The sequence below is a fragment of the Streptomyces sp. ISL-98 genome, assembly GCF_018614055.1.
GTDB classification, from domain to species: Bacteria; Actinomycetota; Actinomycetes; order Streptomycetales; family Streptomycetaceae; genus Streptomyces; species Streptomyces spiramyceticus.
The window spans coordinates 15,356-40,198 of sequence record NZ_JAGGPB010000115.1 but is presented as its reverse complement, the minus strand read 5'-3'; the positions used below and the strand labels follow the sequence as shown (position 1 = coordinate 40,198).

Annotated in this window: 18 protein-coding genes and 8 pseudogenes; 15 read left to right on the top strand and 11 right to left on the bottom strand. The window is 67.7% G+C overall.

The window, feature by feature from the left end; genetic code table 11:
* Nucleotides 1-23: 23 nt before the first annotated feature.
* Nucleotides 24-596: pseudogene (locus tag J7I98_RS40200) on the bottom strand (RNA-guided endonuclease InsQ/TnpB family protein); the annotation flags it as partial.
* Between the two features lie 78 nt (nucleotides 597-674).
* On the opposite strand from J7I98_RS40200, the pseudogene tnpA reads away from it, so the two are divergent.
* From tnpA to J7I98_RS40190, 3 genes and pseudogenes are all read left to right on the top strand, one after another.
* Nucleotides 675-1,075, top strand: a pseudogene (gene tnpA / locus J7I98_RS40195) (IS200/IS605 family transposase).
* A gap of 170 nt (nucleotides 1,076-1,245) precedes the next feature.
* Nucleotides 1,246-1,713, top strand: a complete 468-nt coding sequence (locus tag J7I98_RS42085) for a transposase domain-containing protein (protein ID WP_251021909.1) — start codon at nucleotides 1,246-1,248, stop codon at nucleotides 1,711-1,713.
* A complete protein-coding gene (locus J7I98_RS40190) occupies nucleotides 1,607-2,641 on the top strand; it encodes an IS4 family transposase (RefSeq protein ID WP_251021908.1) in 1,035 nt (344 codons plus the stop codon). The genes J7I98_RS42085 and J7I98_RS40190 overlap by 107 nt, the downstream gene beginning before the upstream one ends.
* A 118-nt stretch (nucleotides 2,642-2,759) precedes the next feature.
* Here the strand turns inward: J7I98_RS40190 and J7I98_RS40185 are convergent, their stop codons facing one another.
* The 3 genes from J7I98_RS40185 to J7I98_RS40175 form a co-directional block, all read right to left on the bottom strand.
* The gene (locus J7I98_RS40185) at nucleotides 2,760-4,049 is read right to left on the bottom strand and encodes an SWIM zinc finger family protein (RefSeq protein WP_214930000.1); all 1,290 of its coding nucleotides are present in this window, start codon (nucleotides 4,047-4,049) and stop codon (nucleotides 2,760-2,762) included.
* Nucleotides 4,046-6,910 carry an SNF2-related protein gene (locus tag J7I98_RS40180; RefSeq protein WP_374225226.1) on the bottom strand — a complete coding sequence of 955 codons (2,865 nt, stop codon included), beginning with the start codon at nucleotides 6,908-6,910 and terminating at the stop codon, nucleotides 4,046-4,048. The genes J7I98_RS40185 and J7I98_RS40180 overlap by 4 nt, the downstream gene beginning before the upstream one ends.
* Before the next feature lie 298 nt (nucleotides 6,911-7,208).
* The gene (locus tag J7I98_RS40175) at nucleotides 7,209-7,412 is read right to left on the bottom strand and encodes a cold-shock protein (protein ID WP_214929999.1); all 204 of its coding nucleotides are present in this window, start codon (nucleotides 7,410-7,412) and stop codon (nucleotides 7,209-7,211) included.
* A 202-nt stretch (nucleotides 7,413-7,614) separates the two neighbouring features.
* Here J7I98_RS40175 and J7I98_RS40170 point away from each other — a divergent pair, with 202 nt between their 5' ends.
* The 4 genes from J7I98_RS40170 to J7I98_RS40155 all read left to right on the top strand — a co-directional run bounded on the left by J7I98_RS40170 (nucleotide 7,615) and on the right by J7I98_RS40155 (nucleotide 10,353).
* Nucleotides 7,615-7,884 (top strand): hypothetical protein, encoded by a 270-nt coding sequence (locus J7I98_RS40170; protein WP_214929998.1) that lies wholly within the window; start codon nucleotides 7,615-7,617, stop codon nucleotides 7,882-7,884.
* A gap of 204 nt (nucleotides 7,885-8,088) precedes the next feature.
* The gene (locus J7I98_RS40165; RefSeq protein WP_214929997.1) at nucleotides 8,089-9,231 is read left to right on the top strand and encodes an acyl-CoA dehydrogenase family protein; all 1,143 of its coding nucleotides are present in this window, start codon (nucleotides 8,089-8,091) and stop codon (nucleotides 9,229-9,231) included.
* Entirely contained in the window at nucleotides 9,228-9,494 is a 267-nt protein-coding gene (locus J7I98_RS40160) for a MoaD/ThiS family protein (protein ID WP_308378132.1), read from the top strand. The genes J7I98_RS40165 and J7I98_RS40160 overlap by 4 nt, the downstream gene beginning before the upstream one ends.
* Before the next feature lies 1 nt (nucleotide 9,495).
* On the top strand, nucleotides 9,496-10,353 hold the full coding sequence (locus J7I98_RS40155; RefSeq protein WP_214929996.1) for a hypothetical protein: 858 nt from the start codon (nucleotides 9,496-9,498) through the stop codon (nucleotides 10,351-10,353).
* An 11-nt stretch (nucleotides 10,354-10,364) separates the two neighbouring features.
* Here J7I98_RS40155 and J7I98_RS40150 read toward each other — a convergent pair whose 3' ends face one another.
* Entirely contained in the window at nucleotides 10,365-10,517 is a 153-nt protein-coding gene (locus J7I98_RS40150; protein WP_214929995.1) for a hypothetical protein, read from the bottom strand.
* 155 nt (nucleotides 10,518-10,672) lie between these two features.
* Nucleotides 10,673-10,906 (bottom strand): hypothetical protein, encoded by a 234-nt coding sequence (locus J7I98_RS40145; protein ID WP_214929994.1) that lies wholly within the window; start codon nucleotides 10,904-10,906, stop codon nucleotides 10,673-10,675.
* Between the two features lie 1,099 nt (nucleotides 10,907-12,005).
* Here J7I98_RS40145 and J7I98_RS40140 point away from each other — a divergent pair.
* The 4 genes and pseudogenes from J7I98_RS40140 (at nucleotide 12,006) to J7I98_RS40125 (ending at nucleotide 15,955) form a co-directional block, all read left to right on the top strand.
* On the top strand, nucleotides 12,006-13,094 hold the full coding sequence (locus J7I98_RS40140) for a globin domain-containing protein (RefSeq protein WP_308378131.1): 1,089 nt from the start codon (nucleotides 12,006-12,008) through the stop codon (nucleotides 13,092-13,094).
* Nucleotides 13,095-13,130: 36 nt separating this feature from the next.
* Nucleotides 13,131-13,775, top strand: a complete 645-nt coding sequence (locus J7I98_RS40135) for a pyridoxamine 5'-phosphate oxidase family protein (RefSeq protein ID WP_214929992.1) — start codon at nucleotides 13,131-13,133, stop codon at nucleotides 13,773-13,775.
* Nucleotides 13,776-14,191: 416 nt separating this feature from the next.
* Nucleotides 14,192-14,984: pseudogene (locus J7I98_RS40130) on the top strand (IS3 family transposase).
* 581 nt (nucleotides 14,985-15,565) lie between these two features.
* On the top strand, nucleotides 15,566-15,955 hold the full coding sequence (locus J7I98_RS40125; protein WP_214929991.1) for a hypothetical protein: 390 nt from the start codon (nucleotides 15,566-15,568) through the stop codon (nucleotides 15,953-15,955).
* An 85-nt stretch (nucleotides 15,956-16,040) separates the two neighbouring features.
* Here J7I98_RS40125 and J7I98_RS40120 read toward each other — a convergent pair.
* Nucleotides 16,041-16,307: pseudogene (locus J7I98_RS40120) on the bottom strand (site-specific integrase); the annotation flags it as partial.
* Nucleotides 16,308-16,610: 303 nt separating this feature from the next.
* On the opposite strand from J7I98_RS40120, the gene J7I98_RS40115 reads away from it, so the two are divergent.
* The gene (locus J7I98_RS40115) at nucleotides 16,611-17,669 is read left to right on the top strand and encodes an RICIN domain-containing protein (RefSeq protein ID WP_214929990.1); all 1,059 of its coding nucleotides are present in this window, start codon (nucleotides 16,611-16,613) and stop codon (nucleotides 17,667-17,669) included.
* 30 nt (nucleotides 17,670-17,699) lie between these two features.
* Here the strand turns inward: J7I98_RS40115 and J7I98_RS40110 are convergent.
* A pseudogene (locus tag J7I98_RS40110) lies at nucleotides 17,700-18,047 on the bottom strand (IS481 family transposase); the annotation flags it as partial.
* A 167-nt stretch (nucleotides 18,048-18,214) separates the two neighbouring features.
* Nucleotides 18,215-18,689 (bottom strand): annotated as a pseudogene (locus J7I98_RS40105) (IS5 family transposase); the annotation flags it as partial.
* A gap of 199 nt (nucleotides 18,690-18,888) precedes the next feature.
* Here J7I98_RS40105 and J7I98_RS40100 point away from each other — a divergent pair.
* Nucleotides 18,889-19,626 (top strand): annotated as a pseudogene (locus J7I98_RS40100) (cyclopropane-fatty-acyl-phospholipid synthase family protein).
* A 466-nt stretch (nucleotides 19,627-20,092) separates the two neighbouring features.
* Here the strand turns inward: J7I98_RS40100 and J7I98_RS40095 are convergent.
* Both J7I98_RS40095 and J7I98_RS40090 read right to left on the bottom strand, forming a co-directional pair.
* Complete coding sequence (locus J7I98_RS40095) at nucleotides 20,093-21,580, bottom strand: MFS transporter (protein ID WP_214929989.1); 1,488 nt, start codon at nucleotides 21,578-21,580, stop codon at nucleotides 20,093-20,095.
* A 415-nt stretch (nucleotides 21,581-21,995) separates the two neighbouring features.
* Nucleotides 21,996-23,122: pseudogene (locus J7I98_RS40090) on the bottom strand (NADH:flavin oxidoreductase).
* A 114-nt stretch (nucleotides 23,123-23,236) separates the two neighbouring features.
* Here J7I98_RS40090 and J7I98_RS40085 point away from each other — a divergent pair.
* Both J7I98_RS40085 and J7I98_RS40080 read left to right on the top strand, forming a co-directional pair.
* Nucleotides 23,237-23,671, top strand: a complete 435-nt coding sequence (locus J7I98_RS40085) for a MarR family winged helix-turn-helix transcriptional regulator (protein ID WP_251021906.1) — start codon at nucleotides 23,237-23,239, stop codon at nucleotides 23,669-23,671.
* 318 nt (nucleotides 23,672-23,989) lie between these two features.
* Entirely contained in the window at nucleotides 23,990-24,763 is a 774-nt protein-coding gene (locus tag J7I98_RS40080) for a maleylpyruvate isomerase family mycothiol-dependent enzyme (RefSeq protein ID WP_214929988.1), read from the top strand.
* Nucleotides 24,764-24,843: the final 80 nt, after the last annotated feature.

Genomic DNA, 24,843 nt, shown 5'->3' with positions numbered 1-24,843 from the left:
TCCAAAATCCGGGGTCAAGGCCTACCGACCACGGAGCCGGTCGCGGGCAGCGGCTCGGGCTGAGGTAGTTCGGCGGTCAGGACGACGAACCACTTGCGGCCCTCGCGTTTGACGCTGACGGTCTTGACCTTGCCGACCACCGGCCGGTGCTGGTTGACCTTCACATGCCCAACGCCCTGGAAACGCACGCGAGTAACAGGGTCGTGCGGCGTGGAGTCCCAGCGACAGCCGTCGGCATCTTTGGGAAAGTCGACCGTGTCGAACCAGTTCACGCCACGAAACCGCGGATAGCCCGGCTTGTCACCAGCCTTGAGCCGGCGGAAGAACGCCGTGAAGGCTTTGTCTAACCGGCGTAGCGTTGCCTGTTGGGAGCTGAAAGACCAGCGGCCCTGACGCTCCGGGTCGAAGGCCCGGATGTCCTTGAGTTGCCCGGACTGCTGCCCGTACTTGACGCTCGTCTTCGAGGGATGCCGGTTGGCGTCGCGGCGTTCCTGCAACGCCCCGTTGTAGAGCGAGCAGTGATCGCGCAGCATCTCACCGAGCCCGATCGCCTGGCCCACGGTGGGCCGCAGGAGGAACTTGTACGCACGGATCACCCAGCCCACCCCCCTTCGGTCAAGTCCACCGCTCATACTACCTTTGGCGGATGTCACCACGCTGGGAATCAGAGCCCGATATCCCGCCGGGGAAATCACGTCATCCACCACCTGCACGTGTACTTGGTGTTTGTCACGAAGTACCGGCGCGGTGTCTTCAGCGATGAGATGCTGACGCGCTGCGAGGAGATCATTCGGGACGTGTGGCAGTCCTTCGAGGCGCAGTTGCGAGAGTTCAACGGCGAAGAGGGCCACGTCCACCTGCTCGTGCACTACCCGCCGAAGGTCCAGCTCCCCAAGCTGGTCGACTCCCTCAAGGGCGTGTCCTCCCGCTACCTCCGGGCGGAGTACATCTGCCGGATAGACCGAATGGGGACGGGGTCCGTGTTCTGGTCCCCTTCCTACTTCGCCGGGTCCTGCGCCGGAGCACCCTGGGCATCGTCAGGGAGTACATCGAGAACCAGAAGCGCCCAGCCTGACCGTCACAACAGAGGGGCAGAGAACTCCGGCGCTCCGCGCCTCTGCCCCAAGGGGGGCATCCCCGCCCGGCCTAAAGGCCAAGGCCGTGAAGTTACAGCTTCAGGGCTGGTGGCAAGGGGGGGATCTGTCTGATGGCCGGACATGGGAAGCGGAGCCTCGATAGAACGACTTGTCGGCCAAGACGAACCGTTCAAGCTCGGGAGCTCCGCTGTCTGCTGAGTGTGTCATCACGCGTGAAATCACGGTAGCCACGGGCCTGTTCGCGCCGGGGCACCTGGGGGAATTCACCCGGATCGTGCCCTTCGAGATGGTCGATGCGGTGCTGGCCGAGACCGGGGCGGCCGAGCGGCGGCTGCGGAAACTGCCCGCGCGGGTGGTGGTCTACCTGCTGCTGGCCGCCGCCCTGTTCGAGGAATGCGGCTACCTGGCGGTCTGGCGCAAGCTCACCGCCGCGCTGGGCTCGATACCGATTCCGCAGGGTCACCGGGGCGGCGCTGTGGGGTGCGCGGGCCCGGCTCGGAGTCCGCCCGATGCGGGCCCTGTTCGACCTGCTGTGCGGCCCGGCCTCGGTTATCCGCACCGGCGGCGCCCGCTGGAAGGGCATGCTGACGGTCGCGATCGACGGCACGTTCCTTGACGTGCCCGACAGTGCCGTGCACCGGGCCCGTCTGGGCAAGGGCTCCAACCAGTACGCCACCTCCGGCTACCCGCAGATCTGTCTGACCGCCCTGGTCGCCTGCGGCACCCGGGCCGTCCTCGATGCGGCCTTCGGCCCCCGTAGCCGCGGCGAGAGCGTCTACGGCCGACGCCTGATGCGCTCCCTGCACCACGGCATGATCGTGCTCCTGGACCGCGGCTTCTCCTCCAACGCCTTCCTCGGCGCGGTCGCCGACACCGAGGCCGCCTTCCTGACCCGCCTCACCTCACACCGCAAGCCACCACTGCTATCCCGCTACGACGACGGCTCCTTCCTCTCCCGATTCGGTGCCGTCGAAGTCCGCGTCATCGAGTGCGAGATCACCATCACCACCACGGCAGGACGTCACACCGGCGTCTACCGGATGGCCACCAGCCTCCTGGACCACCACCGCTACCCGGCGTGCGAGCTGGTCAGGCTCTATCACGAACGCTGGGAAGTGGAGTCGGCCTACTTCGAGATCAAGAAGACGATGCTGGGCCGCCGCGTCCTGCGCTCCACGACCTGGGCCGGGATCGCCCAGGAGGTCTACGCCCTGCTGAGCGTCTACCAACTCCTGCGGATCGCCATCGCTGATGCCATGCCCGGCGTCGATCCCGACCTGGCCAGCTTCAGCATCGCTCTCGAAACCGCCCGCGACCAGGTCATCCATGCCGCCGGCGTCATCGCCGACACGGTGATCGACCTCGTTGGGACGATCGGCCGGGCCGTCCTGGACCAGCTCATGCCGGCCCGCCGCCTACGCGTCAGCCCCCGCGCTGTGAAGCGCCCCCTATCCCGTTACGCGCACAAAAGCCTCAAAATCGATCGCCGCACCTACAAGGCGACCCTGAGCATCGGCATCTTGGCGCCGACGATCAGCCCGTAACTTCACGGCCTTGCCCTAAAGGCCGGGATTCCCCCCCGTGTGCGGCATCAGACCTCGCCTGTCCCGGACTGGCACGGCACACCGCGATGGCGCACACCGTGGCGCAGCGGGCGTCTGTCTAGTCGAGCAGTTCGCTCAGCGCAGCCGTGGCGTCCGTGTGCGGGAACCCGGCCGGCCACCAGGCGCCGTGCTTCTTGCGGTAGGGGTACCAGAAGTGTCCGTCGGTGCCCAGGCGCAGTTGGGCGTCGTGTCCGATGATCGTGAGCCAGTTCCCGGCGACGCGTATTCCGGGTGCACGTTGTCCGTCCCAGGCTTGTTTGATCTCCTCGCGTACGGCGCTTAGGTAGGCCGGGTCCGGATCCCAGGGCGTGTCCAGGATTGCCAGGGCGGCTGCCCCGCCGTACTGCCAGGCGCGGGCTGCCCGGGCGAGGGAGGCTGGTCTGTGGTGCCCGGCGAAGGACAGCCTGGTGAAGATCTCGGTGGAGGGTTCGGCCGCTGCGAGGCGTACGAGGTCGTCAGCGACGCTGAGGGTGACCGGGGAAACCGGCTGTGGATGCTGGCCGTCGGGCAGGAGGGCCTGCTGCAGGAGGTGGGCCGCGCGGGCGGCGGTGTCAGCGGCAAGAAATTCCAGCGCGGCCGCATCCAGTCCGGGTGCAGGATCGTCGGCGTGCGTCAGCTGGGCCACCGGGCCCGGACGGTCGACGACCGGTGGCGGTTCGGGTAGCGGCGGGAGCCCGGCGCGGGCGGCGGCGAAGACGTCCCGGGCGGGCACCCCGGCTGGTGGAGACGGTGGGGCGGGGGTGGTGGCCTGGGCGGCGTTGCGGCGGTGCAGCTCGGCCATGAGTTCGCTCTCGCCGCGTCCCCTCAGGAGCAGGAGGACGAAGGGATCATGGTCGAGGAGGCGGGCGACCTGGTAGTAGAGGGCGGCGGCGTGCTTGCAGGGGTCGCCCCAGTCGGGGCAGGAGCAGCGGGGGGTCAGGTCGCGGGGCGAGGGCAGGAGATGCACGCCTGCCTGGGCGGCGTCGTCCGCCAGGGTGGTGGGCATGTCGCGGTCCAGGAGGGCGGCGAGGTGTCCGGCGCGGGCGGCGGCGGCGTCGAGCAGCAGGTCCCATTCGGTGCGGGTCAGCTGGGCGATGTCCATGGAGGTGCGATACGGGGCGGGCTGGCTGCCCTGAACGCGTGCGGTGGCGCGGCCGGGGGTGACGGTGATCTCGCCGACGTGTCCGCCGCGGGCGTAGGTACGCCCGCGGGCGAGGCGTCCGGTCGCGGAGCGGACCGGGCCTTCCAGAGCTTCGACCCAGGCGTTGCCCCACCAGGTCTCGGCGAAGGAGCGGCGGCCGCGTGCCGTGGGCAGCGGCGGGAAGACACGCCGGCGGTCACGCTCCCCGGCGCCCGGTGTGAGGGTCATCGGCCCGCTCCCTTCAGCCGGACGAAGTCGGCGAGTTCGGCGTCGCTCAGTTCGGTGAACGCCGCCTCCCCGCTGCTGAGGACCGCGTCCGCCAGGGCCCGCTTGGTTTCGAGGAGTTCGGCGATCCGGTCCTCGACGGTGCCTTCGGCGATCAAGCGGTGGACCTGCACGGGCTGGGTCTGGCCGATGCGGTAGGCGCGGTCGGTGGCCTGTTCCTCCACGGCCGGGTTCCACCAGCGGTCGTAGTGGATCACGTGGGCGGCGCGGGTGAGGTTGAAGCCGGTTCCCGCGGCCTTGAGGGAAAGCAGGAAAACGGGGCTCTCGCCGTCCTGGAAGCGGCGCACCATCTCCTCGCGCTGCTTGACGGGGGTGGCGCCGTGCAGGAACTGCGCCGTGATGCCCCGACCGGCCAGGTGTTCCTCGATCAGGCGGCCCATGGTGACGTACTGGGTGAAGACCAGGACCGCCTGGTCCTCCGCCAGGATGGTGTCCAGGAGTTCGTCGAGGAGTTCCAGCTTCCCGGACCGGTCGGCCGTCTTCCCGCCCGATTCTTTCAGGAACTGTGCGGGGTGGTTGGAGATCTGCTTCAGCGCGGCCAGGAGTTTGAGGACCAGGCCCCGGCGGGCGATGCCGTCGCTGGCACGGATCGCGGCCATCGTCTCGCGGACCACGGCCTCGTACAGGGCGACCTGCTCTTTCGTGAGGGTGACCGGGTGGTCGGTCTCGGTCTTGGACGGCAGTTCGGGGGCGATACCCGGATCGCACTTCCTACGGCGCAGCAGAAACGGGGCGACCAGCGTAGCCAGGCGCCGGGCGGCTTCGGGGTCCTCGCCACTCTCCGCGCCACGCGCGTACTGCCTGCGGAATGTCTTCAAGGGCCCCAGGAGTCCGGGCGTCGTCCAGTCGAGCAGGGCCCACAGCTCGGACAGGTTGTTCTCGACCGGTGTCCCGGTGAGGGCGACCTTGGCTGAGGTGCGCAGCGTGCGCAGGGCCTTCGCGGTCGCCGAATAGGGGTTCTTCACATGCTGCGCCTCGTCCGCCACCACCAACCCCCAGAAGGGTTCGGTCAGTTCGGCGGCCCGCAGGCGCATGGTGGCGTAGGTCGTGAGCACGAAGCCCCCCTCGGCTCCGCTCAGGCTGCGCCTGGTGCCGTGATAGCGCGTGACGGGGGTGCCGGGCGCGAACCGCTCGATCTCGCGCTGCCAGTTGCCCAGCAGCGATGTCGGGCAGACCACGAGGGTCGGCCCGGCGGTGGCGGGATCGCTCTGCCGGTGCAGGTGCAGGGCGATGAGGGTGATCGTCTTACCGAGGCCCATGTCGTCGGCGAGACAGCCACCCAGCCCAAGAGACGTCATCTGATCCAGCCAGGTAAGGCCGCGGACCTGGTAGTCGCGCAAGGTGGCGCGCAGCGCGGCAGGCTGCGGCAACGGTGTGCGTCGGGCGGCCGTCTCGGGATCGGCGAGGCGCTCCTTCAGCTCCGCCAGCCATCCCCGGGCGGTGACCTCCACCTGCTCGCCCTCGATGTCCGCGCTGCCAGCCAGCACGGTGCCCAGCGCCTCAACAGGAGTGAGCTGGCGGGTCTTTCGGTCGCGGGCCCGGGCGAGGATCTCGGGATCGATCAGCACCCACTGGTCGCGCAGCCGCACCATGGGCCGCTGTGCCTCGGCGATCCGGTCGAGTTCGGCCTGATCGAGTTCCCGGCCGCCGAGGGTGAGCTGCCAGCGGACGGCCAGTAGAGCACCGGCGCTGAGCAGGGATGGCAGGTCCGAGGCGGTCTTCTCGGCCGGTTCGACGACGGCGCGGGCCAGCAGCTGCCGGGCGAGCTCCTTGGGCCAGTGGACCTGAACGCCCGCCGCCGCCAGAGCGGCTGCCGGATCGCCGAGCAGGTCGCTCAGCTCGGTGTCGGACAGCTGAAGTTCGACCGGGGCCGCCACGTCCAGCAGGCGGCTCATCGGCGGCCACACGCGGGCGGCCCGGCGCAGGGCCAGCAGCGTCTGTGCCCTCGCTTCCGGGCCGAACAGGCCGGCGGCAGCCAAGCGCCCCGACCAGACGTCGCGGGCATCGGCGACTACGCCGTCGGCGAGCTCGTGCAGCTGGACAACAGCCCGAAACCGGCCCTCTGTATCCGGGTCGTAGTCGTCGCCCCCGCCAGGACCGGCGCTCTCCCCGTCCCGGAATCCCCTCTCGTCGCCCGTCCCTGACAGTTCGATACGCAAGGAGACGCGCACTCCCGTGTCCAGGCCGGAGGCGACGTCGGCGGCCCACTGCCTCTGCTGCGGCACCGGTTGCGGTGCGGTCGCGGTCCAGGCCTCACCGCCCGCAGCCACCGGGGCCGCCGGAGTACGGGCCAGCACATCGGCGACCGCGTCCAGGAAGGCCCGTACCAGCGGCTCGGCCTGCGGCAGTTCCAACGCCGTCCCGCCCTCAACCGGCACCGCCCTCGCCTCGGGCGGCATCGCGGCCGCCAGCTCCCGCAACCGCACGAGGTCTTCATGGTCGTACGGCCCGATCCGCCACCCGTCGAACCCGTCAGGGCTGACGCCCGGCAGCAGCCGGCCGCGGGCGAGCAGTTGCAGCGCGAGCACGGTGGCCGCACCCCAGAACGCGGCCGCCGGATCGGCGCCGGGCATCCTGCGCGCCTCCGCGAGAGCCGCCAGCGCCTGCGACACCGGCACGACGGTGGCCGCCACCTCCCGTCGGCGTATGGAAGCACCGTGCGGGCGCACCACCGCCAAGCGGTCGGCAGCCCCCGGCGGCGTTCCGTCCGGGCACCAGAACGCGACACGGCCCGCCCGCGGCGGATCAATCGGCAAGAACACCGCGGCGCACCCCGCCAGGCCTCTCATCTGGGCCGATGTCATCGCGGCTGGACTGTCGCCCGCCGCCCCGCTATCCGGAGTCTTCATGATCGGCGGAACGGATACCACGTACTGCAGCCTCTCTGTGCAAGGGTCGATGCCCCTCTGGGCATCCAGAAGCGCTCCGCCTGGCGGCATTTCGAAGCCGTCGTCCCTGTCCAGGTCATCGGCGGCTACATCAGCACTCGCCTGGTAGACGGCTTCGACGATGGTGGTACTTCTCGTAGCACTCGCTGCTCCGGCAAACAGTCCGGGCCCCCAGCGCATACGCCGGGGGGCCGGGCAATCCTTGCCTGCAAAGTCAGGCGGAGGTGATGTTCTCGGCCTGCGGGCCCTTCTGGCCCTGGGTGATGTCGAAGGTCACGGCCTGGCCTTCCTGGAGCTCGCGGAAGCCGGAGGAGTTGATGTTGGAGTAGTGCGCGAAGACGTCCGGGCCGCCGCCGTCCTGTGCGATGAAGCCGAAGCCCTTCTCGGAGTTGAACCACTTCACGGTTCCGCTGGCCATGCGCGTGCCTCTCAGTCGATATCGGATCCGCACCGCGCGGACCCGGAGGTGATCGCCCTGGTCCTGCACTGCACAGCAAAACGCCCACGCCAGGGCGCGGGCAGGTACTGCGAACCACGACATCTGACAGCGACGCTACACGGCGGAACTGCTCGTCACCAGAGAGCAACGATCACGGCCTCGCTCAGTCGTCGACTGGACCATGGCCTCGGCCTGGATCGGCCCCGGTCACCGGTCGGCCTCGATGCTCAAGTCGCCCGACCTGTCCTCCGCACCCCCCGGTGAAGTCCAGCGTGACGAGACGATCGCCGGGCTCCGTAACCAACTCCGCGAGGCGACGGCTCAGGTCACAGAAGTGCAGGGCAAGCTCGACGCCTTGGCCTCGGCGACCGCGAACCTCTACGAGAATCTCGCACTCAAGAAAAGGCAGGGTGGCGGCCGCCTGGTGACCATCCTCCGTGCCGCGGACTGACTGGGGCCGCCCCTCCCGGAAGCGCGCGCATCACCATGCGCCCCCTGAACGCGCTCCCGGCGCACGGTATGAACTGGCTCCACACCAGCACCTCTGGCGCCGGGTCGTTCGCCCTGTGCACACGGGTGACGTGAATACACACTGAAAGCCGTAGGCCAATGGCTCACGCCAACGGGCGAGTGTGCACGGGGAGATGGTTCCGCTATGCGTGTGAATGAGGACGACGTCGCCAGATTAGTCCGGTCACGATGGGGCGACCTCCTGGCTGAGATCGGGGACGGGGCGGTCGACCGGTACGCCGAGGGCATCCCCGTCCCCAAGCAGGCCTTCGCCGACGCCGGTGCCCTGGGCCTGCAGGCCTTCCCGCTTCCTACCGGCGTGGCCGGCGAGGACGCCGACGCCGTGACCTGGGGACGGACGCTGGAGGAGATCGGGTATCTGTGCGCCGACCCGGCGTTCCCGGTCGTAGTCAGCATCCACACGGGTGTCGCAAGTCTGCTGTGTGCAACAGGGAGCACGCACCTCATCCGCACCTACGCGCTACCGATCAGCCGCGGGGAGTGCCTGCCCGCGCTGGCCTTCTCCGAGGGCACCGATCTGCTCTCCATGCGCACGGAACTCACCGCATCCGGGCCGGATTTTCTGCTGTCCGGCAGGAAGGACTTCATCACCGGCGGGCTGCTCGCGGACGTCTTCCTCACCTATGCATCCGGCCAGCACGGCGACTTGGTGGCGTGCCTGGTGGCGGCGGATGACGACGGCGTCGAGGTCAGCCCGGCGCACGCTGCCGGCTTCCGGACGGCGGGCGCGGCGTCTGTGACCTTCAAGAACGTGCGGGTCCCGGCCGACCGCGTCATCGCGTCGGCCGACGGGTTGAGCCACGCGCAGCAGTACCTGAACTCCCGCCGTGTCGCCATCGCGTCGTTCACGACCGGCCAGATGCGGAGACTGCTGGAGGGCACAGCGGCACGGCTCCGGGAGAGCGTTCGCTACGGACAGACGCTCATGGACCTGCCCAATGTGCAGGCGGCCGTCGGCCGGATGTACGTCGCCGTCGAGGCCTCCCGCTCGATCGTCCACCGGGCACTGTCCCGGCTCGACGCGGGAGATGGCGACCCCGTCTTCGACCCGGTGGTCTCCGCCGCCAAGCACCACGTCACCGAACAGGCGCTGGCCGTCCTGAACGAAGCGTTCCGAGTCCTGGGCGGGCATGCCTACTACGGCGACCCCCGCTACGGCATGTTCCTGCGGGAGGCCTTCGGGCTTCTCGCGGGCGCGGGCACCCAGGACCTCCTCGAGATCAACCTCGGCATGTGTGCAGCCCAGAAAGGCAAGAGCCCCACGTGATCCTCCGATTCAGCGGCATCATGCTGCGTCTCGTGAACTACGAGCGCACTGTCCAGGTCCAGGCCGACACCCTTGGCACGGCCCTGGAACAACTCGAAGGCCGTCACCCGCAGATCCGGCAAGTCCTGCGCGACGCGAACGGGCAGATCCGCCGGAGCCACCAGCTCTTCCTCAACGGCGAACGAGTCGCCATTCCGGATCTCAGCATGACGCTGAAGGAAGCCGACCAGGTGGAATTCCTGACTGCCATCGCGGGCGGCTGACGTGATCTGTGACGCCCGTGAGACCACCTTCCGCGAGCCCCTGTACACCACCCAGTTCAGCCCGCTGCAACTGCGGCCACGGGCCCTGCTCGACCTGGCCGCCAACGGCTTCGCCCGCTGGCTCGCCGAACATCTGACGCCGTTCCCACACCTCCTGCACAAGCACCGGACCGCGGTCGTCGTCCGCATAGCCCGCCTCGACTACGAGGCGCCCGACCTGCGCTTCGCGGACGCTTCCTGGCTCGACCTCCGGGCGCGGGTGACCACCAGCGGTTCGGGTGAGTGGCTCGTGCTGAGCCTGGACTACGAAGCCGGGGGCCACATCGCTGCCCGGGCCCGCCTCGTCATGCGCGTGCTCAGCGTCGCCGAGCCCGAGAGCCTGGCCGCTCAGCCCGGCGCGCTCCCCCCAGCCCTCCTCGCGGAGTTCACCGGGGACGAGCGCCTGCCGTCGGACGAGTTCCGCAAACAGGCCCGCGTCCGGCAACCGTTCGACCTTGGAACGGACCTCTTCGCCCCGCAGGAGTGGGAGACCACCCTCTCCCGCAGCCAGTGCGAAGTGGCCGACCAGTGGTCGTTCATCGAGATGATCGAGCTCGCGACGAGCGCCCGTGAGCGCCTCTTCGCCGCCACCGACTCCGCCCTGCCCGCCGACACCGTGCGGCCCGCCGTGCGAGCACCAGTCCGCAGCCTCGTCGCGTTCTTCCAGCGCCCCATGTTTGTCTTCGACGCCTGCCGCACCGTCACCCGCGCCCATCACGCACGGCATGATGGCCGAACTGTCTTCCGGCACGACATCGGCCGCGCGGGCACGGCCCGGACGGCGGGTCTGCGGGTATGGGAACTGCTCGACGCGGCCTGAGGCCGAGCCCGTCAGAGGAGCGCCGCAGCCGGGTTGATCAGCTTGCCGCGCATCGCCCGGCGGGCTCGGAGGCGCGACGCCCGGCTGCTAGACCGCTGATGGGCCGGACTGTGCGGCTGTGCGTGGGCGGTGGCGAAGGGCGTGATGTCATCATCGGCAGGCATGCCCATCCCGCAGCGGAGTTCTTCCCGTATCTCAGTCGACAGACGGCCCGCTGACGGCAGCCGGAGATCCCGCCGTGTACACATCCCCTGCCTGCAGTGCCAGTGTTCTGCGTGGAATGAGCGCGGGCCGCGCCCGGTCGTGCTGACCGATGGCTCTACTTCACTCTCTTCGTACCAGTGATCAGTTTGGTGACGTATTTCTCGCCGTCGGCATAGGCGAGGTCGTGGGTGTAGTTTTCGGAGACGTACTGGCGCCGCCCGGTTTCCGTGTCGGTGACCACCACCCGGAACCCGAGGGCGCTGCAGCCGCGCCTGAACGGGACACCGACGCCCATCAAGCCCTCTGCGATGTCGATGGCGAAACGTTCGCGGCTGACCGAGCCGTCCATCGGTGGCACCGGACGGCGACCGAATCCGATATGGAATGGTCCGATTCGCATTGTGTGGCGCATGACGCCTCCCCGCGGGTACACGTGGAGTTTACGCCTGGTCAGGCGCAGGGCTTTGCTGACCTGTGTCGTCACCCAACACAGCCGACGGTTCGAGCCTGCTTTCCGGGCGGTGCCTGTTCGGTGAGCGGCCTTACAGTTCTCGGCTCGTTCCGGGCGTAGCGTCCTGCGTTTCCCGCCCGGCCTGACGGCCGGGATTCCCACGCAAGATCAGGGATGGCAACCGCAGAGCAGTGCGAGCGTTACACGGTTCTGTCCACCGGTGACCCGGGCGCCTCCCCGTCGTTGAGCAGGGCCCGTTAGTGAGATCCACCTCGCCGCCGGCGGGCGGTGTCGGCCGCTGCCCTTCGTCCTGATCCCCGGGAAGACCGGGGACGCGCCCGCCTTCCCCAAGGTCATGGCAGCGATGTGGGCTCGACCGCAGGGCAGCAGGCCCCGGACCCGGCCCACGATGGTCCTGGCGGACAAGGCGTAGTCCTCCCGCGCGATCCGCGAGCATCCGGGCAAACGGGCGCCCCTGTTGCGACCGGACGCCGTGACCGTCGCCGAACTCAGACTCTGGGACAAGAACGTCAGTTGGTCCTGAAGCGCCCCTTAGCGGAAATACCGACCTGGGCGGAATGGGCCTGTACCGGTCATACCCCTTAGCTACTTCTGAGTCACCTCCGGGATCATGTAGCGTCCGGAACCGCCTGATCCGTTTCAACACTCCTCCCACCATGAGGACTCATGCCCGCCACCTTCGACGCCCCGATCACCCCTCTCCTGAGACGAAGATTCACAGACGACCCCGCCCGCAACACGCTTCGGGGGCGTGGCCCCATGAGCGATGCCACCCGACGGTCCGCCGGAGGGAAGCCATCTCGAATAACGGATGGAGGAGCGCTGGTCTCTTGAGATTCTGGATCAATCGCTCAAGCAACACATCCGCGCATCCCTCTCCGGAGGACCCGCCACGGCCATACATACCGTTGATCCAGAGGTCGTCGAGGCACCTTTGTCGGCCCACGAGATTGACCTCGTACGAGCCTCTGTCTCGGTGGTCGAGCCACTTGCCGCAGAAATGACGGTCTACTTCTACGCGATCCTCTTCGCCCGCTACCCCGAGGTCCGTCCGATGTTCCCGCCGGGGATGGATGCCCAGCGCGGCCGCCTGCTGCGCGCGCTGCTGCGCATCGTGGACCTGGTCGACGACCCCGAGAACCTGGTTCGCTTCTGTGGACACCTCGGCCGCGATCACCGCAAGTTCGGCACCCTGGCCGCGCACTTCCCGGCCGTGGGCGAGTGCCTCCTCGCCTCTCTGGCCCGCTACGCCGGCCCTGCGTGGACTGCGGACATCGCCGCCGCCTGGACAAAGGCGTATGGCGTAGTCGTCGACGTCATGATCAGTGCTGCCGAGCAGGACGAGGTGGTACGGCCCGCCGTGTGGCCCGCCACGGTTGTGCACCGAGTCCCGCGCGGACACGGCATCGCCGAGATCACCGTACGTCCCCACATGCCCTACGCGTACGCCGCCGGACAATACGTGAGCGTCGAAACACCTTGGTGGCCCAAGCAGTGGCGCTACTACTCCCCCGCCAACGCGCCTCGTGAGGACGGCACCCTCACCTTCCACGTGCGGGCAGTGGCCGGCGGCTCAGTCAGCAGCGCGCTGGTGCACCGATCGGCGGTGGGCGACGTGCTTCAGCTCGGGCCCCCGATGGGAGACATGGTTCTCGACGCCGCCGCCTTCAGCGACCTGCTCTGTGTGGCCGGCGGCACCGGCCTCGCTCCGATCCGCGCGCTCGTCGAGGAGGTCGCCCGTCGCGGCGGGCGCCACCAGGTGGACGTGTTCCTCGGTGCCCGCACCGGCGCCGAGCTGTACGGGGTCGACGACATGCTCCGGATGGCCCAGCGGCACCACTGGCTGACCGTCAGGGGCGCGGTCTCCCACGAGTACACCCCCGGAATCCGGGGATCCCTGCCGGAGGTTCTGGCCGAGTACGGACCGTGGTACCAGCACGACGTCTATCTCAGCGGCCCGGCCCCGATGGTCGTCTCCGCCAGTGAGACGCTCACCCTCAACGGCACCTCGCCCGAACGCATCCATCACGACCCGTTCGAGACTCCCGTCCTGTCCATGCCCTGAGCCGCGCGCCGGCCCGTCCTGCCAGGAGAACGCCCCGTGACCTTGCCCCCGCCGCCTTTCGGATCAGCAGGTGAACACCGGCTGCAGCAGCAGCTGGGCACAGCCGACCGCGCCACCAGGTTCTACGACCAGCAGGTGCATTCCTGCCTCACACCCCAGATGCGGGAGTTCATCGGCCGCCAGGCAATGGTCTTCCTAGCCACCGCCGACTCCCATGGAGAATGCGATGCCAGCTTCCGCGCCGGGGCGCCGGGATTTGTCCACGTGATCGACGACCACACCCTCGCCTACCCCGAATTCCGGGGGAACGGTGTGCTCGCCAGCGCCGGCAACATGACGGAGAATCCCCACCTCGGCATGCTGTTCGTGGACTTCACCCACCACCACGTGGGACTTCACGTCAACGGCGTAGCGCGGCTCTTCGGCGACACGGACCTACGCTCCCTCCATCCGGGCCTGCCCACCGACGTCGCACCGGGGCGCAGTCCTGAGATGTGGGTCCACCTAAGAGTCGAAGAGGCCTACATCCACTGCTCGAAGTACATACCCCACCTGGAACCGGCCCCCCGTTCCACCAGCCATGACGCCGCGCGCCCCAAGGACTCGAACTATTTCACCGGGCCGGGTACGAGGCCGACCAAGCGCTCCGTGACCAGGGAAACCTTGCAACAGCACAGGTGACTCAACGGCGATGACTCCCGGCCGCGCGCTGGCCCTTCCCACCGCCAAGCAGCACCTGACAAACACGAGATCGTCCTGGTGAACACGATGGCCGCACGCACCCTCAACCACCAACAGGTCGCGGGAGACGCAAGAGCATGCCATCTCAATCGTTCGGACACGAAGCCCGTCCAGCGCGCGGCTCCGCCACAACACAACCCGGCGGCTTGAAACGCCTGAGGTGCCCGACGGGGTCCTCATGGGCATCGGCTCGGCACCGAGTTTCTCCGCTGCCAGTTGGGGTGCCCTGCACGCGGGCGGTCATCTTCCCGAAGGGTGAACCGTTCCGGGTTCGGTAGGGACTCGATCGCTTGAGAGGATCGAGTCATGGCACGTCCTTCCCTTACCCCCTTGAGCTGCGCAAGCGCGCGGTCCGCATGGTCGCCGAGGTGCGGCCCAGGTACGACACCGAGTGGTCCGCGATGAAGGCGGTCGCCGCCAAGCTGGGGATCGGGACGACCGAGACATTGCGCAAGTGGCTCCGCCAGGACCAGATCGACAACGGGGCGGCCTGGCGTCACGACCGATGAGTCTGCCCAGGCGCCGTCCACGGCAAGAAGGTCACCACTACAGTCACCGACCCGGCCGCCGGCCGGGCCCCCGACCTGGTCGACCGGGACTTCGTCGCCCAGGCGCCGAACCGCTGCTGGGTCGCGGGGACTTCACCCGCATCGCCACCTCGGCCGGGGCCCTCTACGTCGCGTTCGTCGTGGACACCTTCTCCCGCCGCATCGTCGGCCGGCCTGCGGCAACCACCAAGCACACCGAACTCGTCCCAGCCGCACTGGAGATGAGGCTGTGGCAGCGCGAGGGGGAACCAGTCCGCACCAACCCGGGCAGTGGACCCATCACAGCGACGCGGGCAGTCAGCTCAGGTTCAAGTCGGCCACCCATCTCCAGGGCGAGGGCATCGCAGCGTCCATCGACTCGGTCGCCGACGCTTACGACAACGCCCTGATGGAGTCCACGATCGGCCTCTTCAAGACTGAGTTGATCAAACCCCAACGGCCCTTGAAGACGCTGTCCGAGGTCGAGTTGGCCACCGCCGAATGGATCGACTGGTACAACCACCGTCACCTTCACGGCGAGATCGGCCACATCCCACCCGCCGAATACGAAGCCAACCACTACCTGACAGCCACAAAACATCAGGTCACATTCACCCCATAGAGTCTCGATCAAACCCGGAACGGTCACATCTCCGGGCAAGTCACTTGACCCATCGGACACGGCCTAGGGATGAGGGCTCGGTCGCACGCCTGCTTGGATCACCCGATGCCACGCAATGGCAGTACGGAAAACGAAATATACGCGCCGCTGCGGCACGACCGCAGATGAAATGGCACGCAAGATTCTCCCCGGCACCCATAAACCGAGAAGATACACGAATACGCGAAGTTGAAACTGCCAACGACCATCCAGGAGAACCGCAGAGAGCCCGGCGTCAAACCTATCCCGCCAAAGATTCAGCAAGCAATGGCGCCCCTGATGGTGCCAGTAGCCCGATTTTCGGCCACCGTTTCCGAAACGAAAGGCCAGCTCATATTGCGCCTCTCATGCCCGACGTCACCAGATTCCGGACAAGAGCCTGACCTGCGGTGACCTCAGTTCGCAGCCTCAGGAACAGGCAACTTGTCATGGCTGGAGATAGTCCGGGTCCTACTCATGTCCGGTTTTCGTCCGTAGCAAGAAGCGATGGGAACCTGATATCAAAGACGCGGAACAATCTTCGCCGGGCTGGATGCCCAGGCGTGGACCAATACGAGAGTTTCGGCAGCATCGCCGATTCTCAATGGAGGTGCGTGGTGGCACTCGCATTCCGAGTAATTTCCTTCGAAATTGAAAACGGCAGCTGCAAGGACGGGGTGACCAGGAAGGAGAAGTTCACCTTCCCTGGAAAGATCCGGAGGGACTTCGACGACAACCTCGTCGTCGACGCGGCACTCAAATCCTTCGCGTTTGAGTACGGCAGCACCCCCGAATACGTCCTCGGGCGTGAAGAAGTGACGGTGTCGGTGGAGCAGTCCGGGCATCAGAGCGGACAAGTCACGCTGCACATCAAGCTGCGCCCTGGTAACCCGGACCAGAATTGGAAGTTCAAGGGCAGTGCCGAGGTACTGGTGATCGCGGACCTGGAGTAATCTCGCCCAAGCCCTCCCTTCGCTCATCCGCGATCAGGAACAAGCGAAATGCCCCAGGCCACAGGCGATGTTGTGACCTGGGCATTCACGCAGCCACCCAAGCACCCGAGAGCAGGCCGCCGACCCTGTCGGCGGTTTCCTGGAGGACGGGTGCTGGTACCGGCGTCGCATCCGCGCCGACTTGCCGGCTCCCAGCCCATGATCGCGTCGACGACGACGTCCGTAACACCGAGGATCAGCAGGACCGTTCCAGCGGTGTGACGGGCGTCGAGGCGACCTCACGGATCCCAGCCGCCTACAGCAGGTCCTTCCACTTGTGGTGGTCGGTGTTGGGGTTCAGGGGCTCGCCAGTGACCTGCTCCGGGACCAGAAGCTCAAGGTGGCCCATCCCTTCCCTTTGAACGCGAAGTCGCTCACCGCGTCCCAGCAGGCCGCGCGCGGAGCTGGACGTGGAGTGGGCGTGGCCTCGTCATCGACATACGGCCGAGGCCCCCGTCGATGGGCCGGGCCGGCTCGTGCTTCGGCGACGCCGTCAGCGAGGTTTCACAGCGCGCTCAAAGCGGAGCACCGCCGCAAGATCACAGGCAGCGACAGTGTGATGAACAAGGTGGACTACACCACCAACACTCCGATCAGATAAGGGGGTTGTTCTGGTATGAAACCGCCCAGACGCAGCGGCTTACCCAGAACGTTCGCCGTCCTCATAGCCGCGCTCGCCGTCACTCTTGGCCTGGCTGCCCAGGCCGGGACGGCCCAGGCCGACGACGGCTCGGGCCTGAGCGGCCTGACTTTAACGTCGGTCAACAGCGGCCGGAACCTGGACGTGCAGAACGGCAACACCGGGGACGGTGTCTACATCGTCACCAACTCCGCGCCGGGCTACCACCAGAAGTGGAACGCCAGCACTCAGGTCGACGGGTCGTTCACCCTGGTCAACGACGACACCGGCAAGTGCATCGAAGCCGGATTCCCGCTCAAGCAGCAGTTCTGTTCCGGATCGTCCGGCCAGCGCTGGTACTTCCAGCCCGTGAGTAACACCAGCGACACGTTCATGATCCGCAACGCTGGTGACAACAAGTGCATCGACGTCGTCTTGGCCGCCCAGTACAACGACGCGTGGACCCAGACCTACGGCTGCAACGCCAGCAAGGCGCAGCAGTGGAAGATCCCGTCGTCGGCGACCAGCGCCGCGTTCAAGGCCGCTGTGGACTACGCGTCGAAGCGCTGCCAGAAGGATGCAACGACCTGCTCGTGGACGAAGGGCTCCCAGGCCCCGGCCGAGCCGCTTCCGAAGCAGTGCGTCTCTCCCGTCTGGTACAACGGCACCGAGGCGCCGGTGCCGTGGACGTTCTCGCTGAACACCTCCACCGGCTGGTCGAGCCAGCTCGGCGTGTCCTTCACATCGAGCATCGGCACGGGAGGTGCGAGCCCTGTCCAGACCAGCGTCAGCCTCACCATCTCCGGCCAGGTCAGCTACAACCTGCGTGAGGATCTCGGCAACAGCCTGATGATCACCGTGCCGTCGCTTCACTACGGATGGGTGGCACTGTCGGAGCTGGCGACGAAGGTGACCGGTGAGTGGACCTTCGATGCGAACGGTTTCCCGTGGAAGGCGACGGATACCGTCACCGTTCCGCTGAAGAGCGACGACCACGGCCGGTCCAGCATCTATCTGGCCCAGACCAGCCCGGACTTCACGTCCTGCAACAACTGAACCAGAACGTGGGCCCGCACGGTCGTGCGGGCCCACCCCCTTCTTGCAGCTTCTGCGTTGGCCGGTGGTGACCTGACGGTTGTGATCGCCGGCCGTCCTGCCGACTGCGCGCCAGCCGCCTCCGTCGGGGATGTTGCCAAGTTTCTTGATGTCGACATGGACCAGTTCACCCGGCCTCGACCGCTCGTAGCGCCGTACGGGTTCTCCGGTCGGCCGGTCCAGCCAGCCCAACCGGTGCAGGCCGTGGCGTGTCAGGACTCGGTGCACGGCCGAGGCGGGCAGTCCGAGGATCGGGCCGATGCGGGCCGGCCCCAGCTTGCGGGTCTGCCGCAGTTCGCAGACCCGGGCTTCCACTGCTGGTGCCGTGCGATGCGGCGTCATGTGCTCGCCTCCCAAAGACGGTCAGCCGGGCATTACGGTGGGACACGAAGACCTCCGTGCGGTGAGCCTAGACACCTCCACCACACCGGAGGTCTTCGCCATGTTCAAGACCCGCAAGTGTCAACAACTCTCGCGTTCAATACACCTAGTGAGTGTCCGGCGAGTCACGAGAGGAGCCAGAGGCGTACGGCGGCGACGGCGACGGTGCCGTGGAAGCCATACGCCCTCTTGTCGAATCGGGTGGCAATGGCCCGAAAGCCCTTGAGCGCATTGGTCGTTCGCTCGACTTCGTTGCAGCGTTTGTACATCGTGCGGTGGAACCCTGTGGGCCGTCCGCCCGCGCTGCCTCGCCGTTGTTGGTTGGCCCGCTCGACCCCGCGTTCGGGAATGGTGTGATTGATTTGTCGGCGTCGCAGGTATCGCCGGTTGCGGCGGGAGCTGTACGCCTTGTCACCGCCCAGATGGTCGGGTCGCGTGCGGGGGGGCCGCCGGGCATGGGTACCCGGATGCGATCGAGGACGGGGATCAGCTATGGGGCGTCGCCCCACTGGCCTGGTGTGATGACGAACGTGAGCAAACGCCGACCCCTTCGCTCGCCAGGTGGATCTTGCACGTCAGCCCGCCGGGGGAGCGTCCCAGGGTGGCTATGCGCGTGGCTGTGGGAGTCGTTTCGAAGTGATTGCGGGAGTCACCCTCTGACCGGTTGCCGGGGGCTCAGCGCCACTCGGCGAGAAATGGCTGATCGGCGGCGCTGGAACGGGACATGAGCGTGAGTGGCAGGCAGTTCACCGAGGAAATGGAGGTGCGTGCAGTCTTCCGGCGGTGTCAGGCTGCGCCGATGAACCGCGAACTGATGTCCAGGATCGCTCATGCCAATCATCCGATTAAGTCTCCCCTCGACGACGATTCTGTGCGCGAACTGCTCGAGCGCGGGATCTCCCAACCTGACGCGCGTGTGCTCGATCTCGGCTGCGGCGGAGGAGAGTGGCTCCTTCGCGCCCTGGCCACCAGCCCTCGATTGCGTGCCGAGGGCGTCGACATCTCTGAAGACGCGCTGGCACAAGCCCGTGAGGCCGCGAGCAGGCTTGGCGTCCAAGATCGCCTGGTCCTCCACCACCAGGCAGCCGCCGACTTCGCCTCCGCGCACCCCTTCGACTTGGTGCTCAGTGTCGGGGCCGCACACGCCTTCGGCGGCCTGTTGCCCACTCTCGCGGTGGCACGCAATCATCTGGGCTCCGGGCGGGCGCGTCCTGGTCGGTGACGGATTCTGGGAGAAAAAGCCTTCCCAGGAAGCCGTTGAGATGCTCGGCGACTTCACCGACCTGGCGACCACCTTGGATCGCGTGACTGCTGACGGTGGACGCCCGTCCACGGCCACGTCAGCACCCGCCGGGAGCTGGACGATTACGAGTGGGCATGCTGGGGGTCGCTGGCTGCATGGGCCCTGGACCATCCTGATGATCCGGACAGTTCCGAAGTTCTCTCGACAGCCACCACACGCCGCTCCGAATGGCTGCGTTCCTACCGGGACAGCTTTGGCTTCGTCTGCCTGGTCTTGCGCCAGACCTCCAACTGACTGGACCAGCCCACTGCTCCGTTCTGACCGTGATCCCACCTGTCGGCGGGATCAAGGCACCACATGAGACCCACCAAACAAAGCCAGTGATGTCCAGGTGGGCAGACCCGGGCACCAGACGCACCGTCGCGGCTCACGGGACCCTCAGCACCCGGGCGCCGGGACTCGCGGGAGGGAGCGACCCGCACAGTGGCCTGCGGTGCCGCTCAGTGCACGTGCAACGACGCAGTCGGCCAGAAGTGGCGTCGGACGCGGGCACGCGCGAACTGCGCAACGTCTACTCCGGCAAGTGCCCCGGGCTCGGCTCCCAGGCGACCAAGGGTCCCAGCTGATCCAGTGGACCTGCAACGGCGCAGCGGACGAGAAGTCGTCCAAGACGGCTCGCTGAGCCAGGCGGCCGACTGACCTCATGACGTGCATGCGGCCCTGCCGCCTGCAGGTGGCAGGGCCGCATGTCGTTTCTGGTTCAGACCCCGACGCGCTCAGGAGTCTCCGATTCCGCCACCTTCCTCAATACGGGCATCCGAGGCGCGTGTGCTGCCTTGAGCCCGATCAGGGCAAGCGCCACGATCAGGAGGAATGCCGCTCCGGCGATGGTGAAGCTGAGGATGAACTGGCTCTCCTGGGGCAGTGCGGGCATTCCGGCCGGGAGATCGATGGTCTTCGAAGCGAGGAGCGAGGTGATCATCGCGCTGGCGACAGCGCTGCCGACCGAGCGGGAGATGGAGTTGATGCCGTTGGCGATCCCGGTCTGGTGGGCCGGGACGCTGGCGACGATGAGCGCCGGCATGGCGGCGTACCCGAAGCTGATCGCCAGACCGGCGACCATGCCCGCGCCGATCACCGAGGCGCTGGTGTCGTGTGCCAGGGTCAGCCAGGTGAAGCCGAGCACTCCGAAGCCGGCTCCGGCAGCCAGCGTGGCGCGTGCCCCGATCCGGCGTACCAGCATGCCGCCGAACGGGGCGCCCACCAGCGAGACGAGTGTGGCCGGCAGCAGGTACACGACCGAGGCCTCCAGCACGGAGGCGCCGAAGCCGTAACCGGCCAGCTCCTCGGGCATCTGCACGAGGTACGAGACGCCGATGAACTGGGCGAACATCGCGAAGCCGAGCAGCAGGCCCGCCAAGTTGGTGAAGAGCACGGGGCGGTGCGTGAACATCTTCATGTCCACCATCGGCTCCTTGACCCGCGTCTCGGTGAAGACCCACACGCCCGCCATGACAACCGCTGCGGCAAAGCTGCCGAGCGTACGGCCGGATGTCCAGCCCCACTCGTGCCCCTGCGAGATCGGCAGAAGCAGCAGTACGAGGAGCATCGCCAGGGTGAGCGCGCCCAGCCAATCGGTCCTTCCCCCTGTCTTCGTACGCGATGCGGGCACGACGAACAGCACGCCGACGAGCGCCACCACGGCAAGGACGACCGCGAGCCAGAAGACCTGGTGGTAGTCGGGGTCGGAGCCCTGGGTGAGGAGTCCCGCGCCGACGAGGGCGAGTCCGCTGCCGAAGCCGAGCGTGCCGCTGACCAGGGCCATCGCACCGTGGAGCTTCTCCGGCTTGATCTCCTCGCGCAGCACGGACAGGGCGAGCGGGAAGATCGCGGTCGCCGCGCCCTGCATCACGCGGCCGACGATGAGCCAGGTCAGCGACGTCGTGGTGGCGGCCAGCACCGAGCCCGCGATCATCACGAGCAGCACGCCGACGAGGGTGGGCTTCTTGCCGTGCTGGTCGCCGAAGCGGCCGAGAAGGGGAGTGAAGACGGCGGCGGACAGCAGAGTGGCCGTGGTCACCCAGCTGGCGTTGGCGGTGGTGGCGTCCAGCTCGCTCTGGATGATCGACAGGATCGGGACGACCAGGGTCTGCATCATCGAGACGACCATGGCGGCGAGCCCGAGCACCAGGACGACCGCGGTCTGTCCGGCGGGGCGCGAGGACGCCGCGTGCTGTGCGTGAGACACGGAAACTCTTTCCCAACTACTTAAGAACATCGATACTTGAGAACATCAAGCAATTGGTAGACCGTAAACGTCAATACTTGAGATCGTCAAGTTTCTCGGCGTAAGGTGGCTCACATGCCGGGAACTTCCCGCGTCGCCACGGCACAGCTCATGGCCTCCGACGGATCCTTCGCGCAGCCGCGGCAGATCCGTCTGCAGGGCGCTCGCGCCCAGCTCCAGGTCGCACCGGGCGCAGGGCCCAGAGCAGACCGCTGTGGCCGTCGGCGACAGGGTGGGACCTGAGCAGGATCCTGGCGCGGTCGACGGCGGCAAGCTGGTCGCGTACCTGCGCAAGGTGACCGCGACCAGCGACCTGGCCGGACTCCACGTCGCGGGGATCTTCCGCTGGTCGGCCCGGTGGTCCAAACGAAGCCGTCTAGCTCAGCGTCTTCAGCGCCGCCCCGTCGTACGGCTTCAGCTCCCCGACGCGGCCCCCAGGACCTTCGCCGCCCACTCCGGGTCCTGGAGCAGGGCGCGGCCGACGGCGACCAGGTCGAACTCGTCGCGCTCCAGGCGGTCGAGGAGGTTGTCGATGCTGCCGACCGCGGCACCCTCGCCCGCGAACGCGCGGATGAAGTCGCCGTCGAGGCCGACCGAGCCGACGGTGATGGTGGGCCTGCCGGTGAGCTTCTTGGTCCAGCCCGCCAGGTTCAGGTCCGAGCCCTCGAACTCCGGGAGCCAGTAGCGGCGGGTGGAGGCGTGGAAGGCATCGACGCCGGCCACGGCAAGCGGGGTCAGGATCGCCTCCAGCTCCTCCGGGGTCTCGGCGAGCCGCGCGTCGTAGGCTTCCTGCTTCCACTGCGAGTAGCGGAAGATCACCGGGAAGTCGGGCGAGACGGTCTCGCGGACCGCGGCCACGATCTCGGCCGCGAACTTCGTACGGGCCACGGGGTCGCCGCCGTAGGCATCGGTACGGCGGTTCGTTCCCTCCCACAAGAACTGGTCGACGAGGTAGCCGTGGGCGCCGTGCAGTTCGACGCCGTCGAAGCCTATGCGCTCGGCAGCCGCAGCAGCTTCGGCGAAGGCGCCGATGACGTCGTCCAGGTCGCGCCGGGTCATCGCCTTGCCGGTGCCCTCGGTGCCGTCGACGCGAATGCCCGAGGGGCCGACGGCGGGGGCTTCGGCGTAGGGCGCATCGCCCTGCTTGCGCACCATGCCGATGTGCCACAGCTGCGGCACGATCGTGCCGCCCGCCGCGTGGACGGCCTCGGCGACCTTCACCCACCCCGCCAGCTGCTCCTCACCGTGGAACCGCGGCACACGGTCGCTGGACCCGGCCGACTCGTGGCCGACGTAGGTCCCCTCGGTGACGATCAGGCCCACTCCCGCGGCGGCGCGACGGGCGTAGTACGACTGCACGTCCTCACCGGGGACGCCGCCCGGGGAGAACATGCGCGTCATCGGCGCCATCACGATGCGGTTCGGGACGGTCAGGCCGTTCAGCGCGACGGGCCGGGACAGGATCTCGGCCGCGCGGGGGGCCGAAGACGCAGTGACGGTCACGGGGGTGCTCCTCGTAGGTACTTGGCAACCTTGATGCTTGATAACTTCAAGCAATGAGTAGACGGTAAATGTAGATATTTGAGATCGTCAAGTTTCCTGGGTAAAGTGACTCCCATGACAGGAACTGCCCGCGTCGACACGGCCCGGCTCATGGAACTGCTCTCGGTGGCGCTCGGCGCCTACTACGGCGACTTCACGGTCGCGGCGGCGAGCGAGAACCTCACCGCGAGTCAGGGCAAGGCACTGACCGTGTTGCGCCGGGGACCCGCCGCGATGCGCGCCCTGGCCAACACCTTGACCTGCGACGCCTCCAACATGACCGGGATCGTCGACCGGCTGGAGAAGCGCGGCCTGGTGCGCCGCGAGCCCAGCCCCTCCGACCGGCGCATCAAGAACGTCGTCCTCACAGCCGAGGGCGAGCGCGTCACCGACGCGATCCGCGCGAAGATGCGCGCCACGCAGGAGGGCCTGGACAGGCTCAGCGACCAGGAGCGGGACTCCCTGCACACCCTGCTGGAACGGGTCTTCCTCTCCCGGCCCGCCACCTGACCGGGGGCGGACCGGCGGCCGGCCTTGTTGAGAGCTCCCGCACTGCAGCCGGGCCAGGATTTACGCGTAACCGTCGGCGTTTGTCCGTGCCTCGGCCGTGGGTTTCCTCGGTACTGACGCGCTGGTGGGGCTGAACAAGAACACCGGCCCCTTGCCACATCCCTCCCGGTCACCGCCGACGAGCAGGGTCAGCCGGCGGCCGAGGCTGTGCACGCCGAGGTCTGGTTTTGTACGTGGAAGTTGATCCAGAACCCCGCTCCCACTTACAGAACCAGAGGTCTGACCTCCCACCGGCCAACCCGCTCAAAGGAACGACACATGACCACCTGGCACCCCATCGACCACCGCGCAGCCGTGGCGGCCGAGACCACCAAGTTCACCGCCGTACTCAAAGGGGCCGACCTGACAGCCCCTGTGCCCACCTGCCCCGACTGGACGCTGGCCGACCTGGTCAAGCACACCGGCAGCGTGCAGCGCTGGTTCTCGGCCCTGCTGCACGCACGCATCCAAAGCCCACCGCACAGCCGCGAAGTAGAACTTCGACTCCCTACGACGACGGACGCCTACCCCAGCTGGCTGGACAAGAGCGCGGCCGTGGCCGCCGACGCGTTCGCAGCCACCGACCCGAACCTGCCGATGTGGACGTGGGGCGCCGACCAGCATGCCCGCTTCTGGGCGCGCAGGATGCTCTTCGAGACCCTGCTGCACCGGGCCGACGCCGAGCTGACCCTCGGACTCCGGCCCGCGATCGACCGCGCGCTCGCGGTCGACGGCATCGACGAGTTCCTCGTCAACCTGCCCTTCGCCACCTTCTTCGCACCCAAGGTGGCCAACCTGCGCGGGACCGGCGAGACCATCCGCTTCCGCACCACCGACGGGAACGCCGACTGGCTCGTCAGCCTGCGCCCGGACGGCTTCGGGATCGACCCGGCCGCCGCAACAGCAGACACCACTGCGGACGCAACCGTCCAGACAACCGCAGCCGACCTCCTGTTGCTCCTCTACGGCCGTCGGCACCACAACACCGAGGCCGTCGAACACGAGGGTGACCAGGACCTGCTGTTGCACTGGTTCGCCAACTCCGCCTTCTGAGGTGGCCCTGATTTCTTTGTTGCGTGACTGACCTCCGCCAGTGCCTCACCGGACACGATGTCGAAGGGCCCCACCGTTCA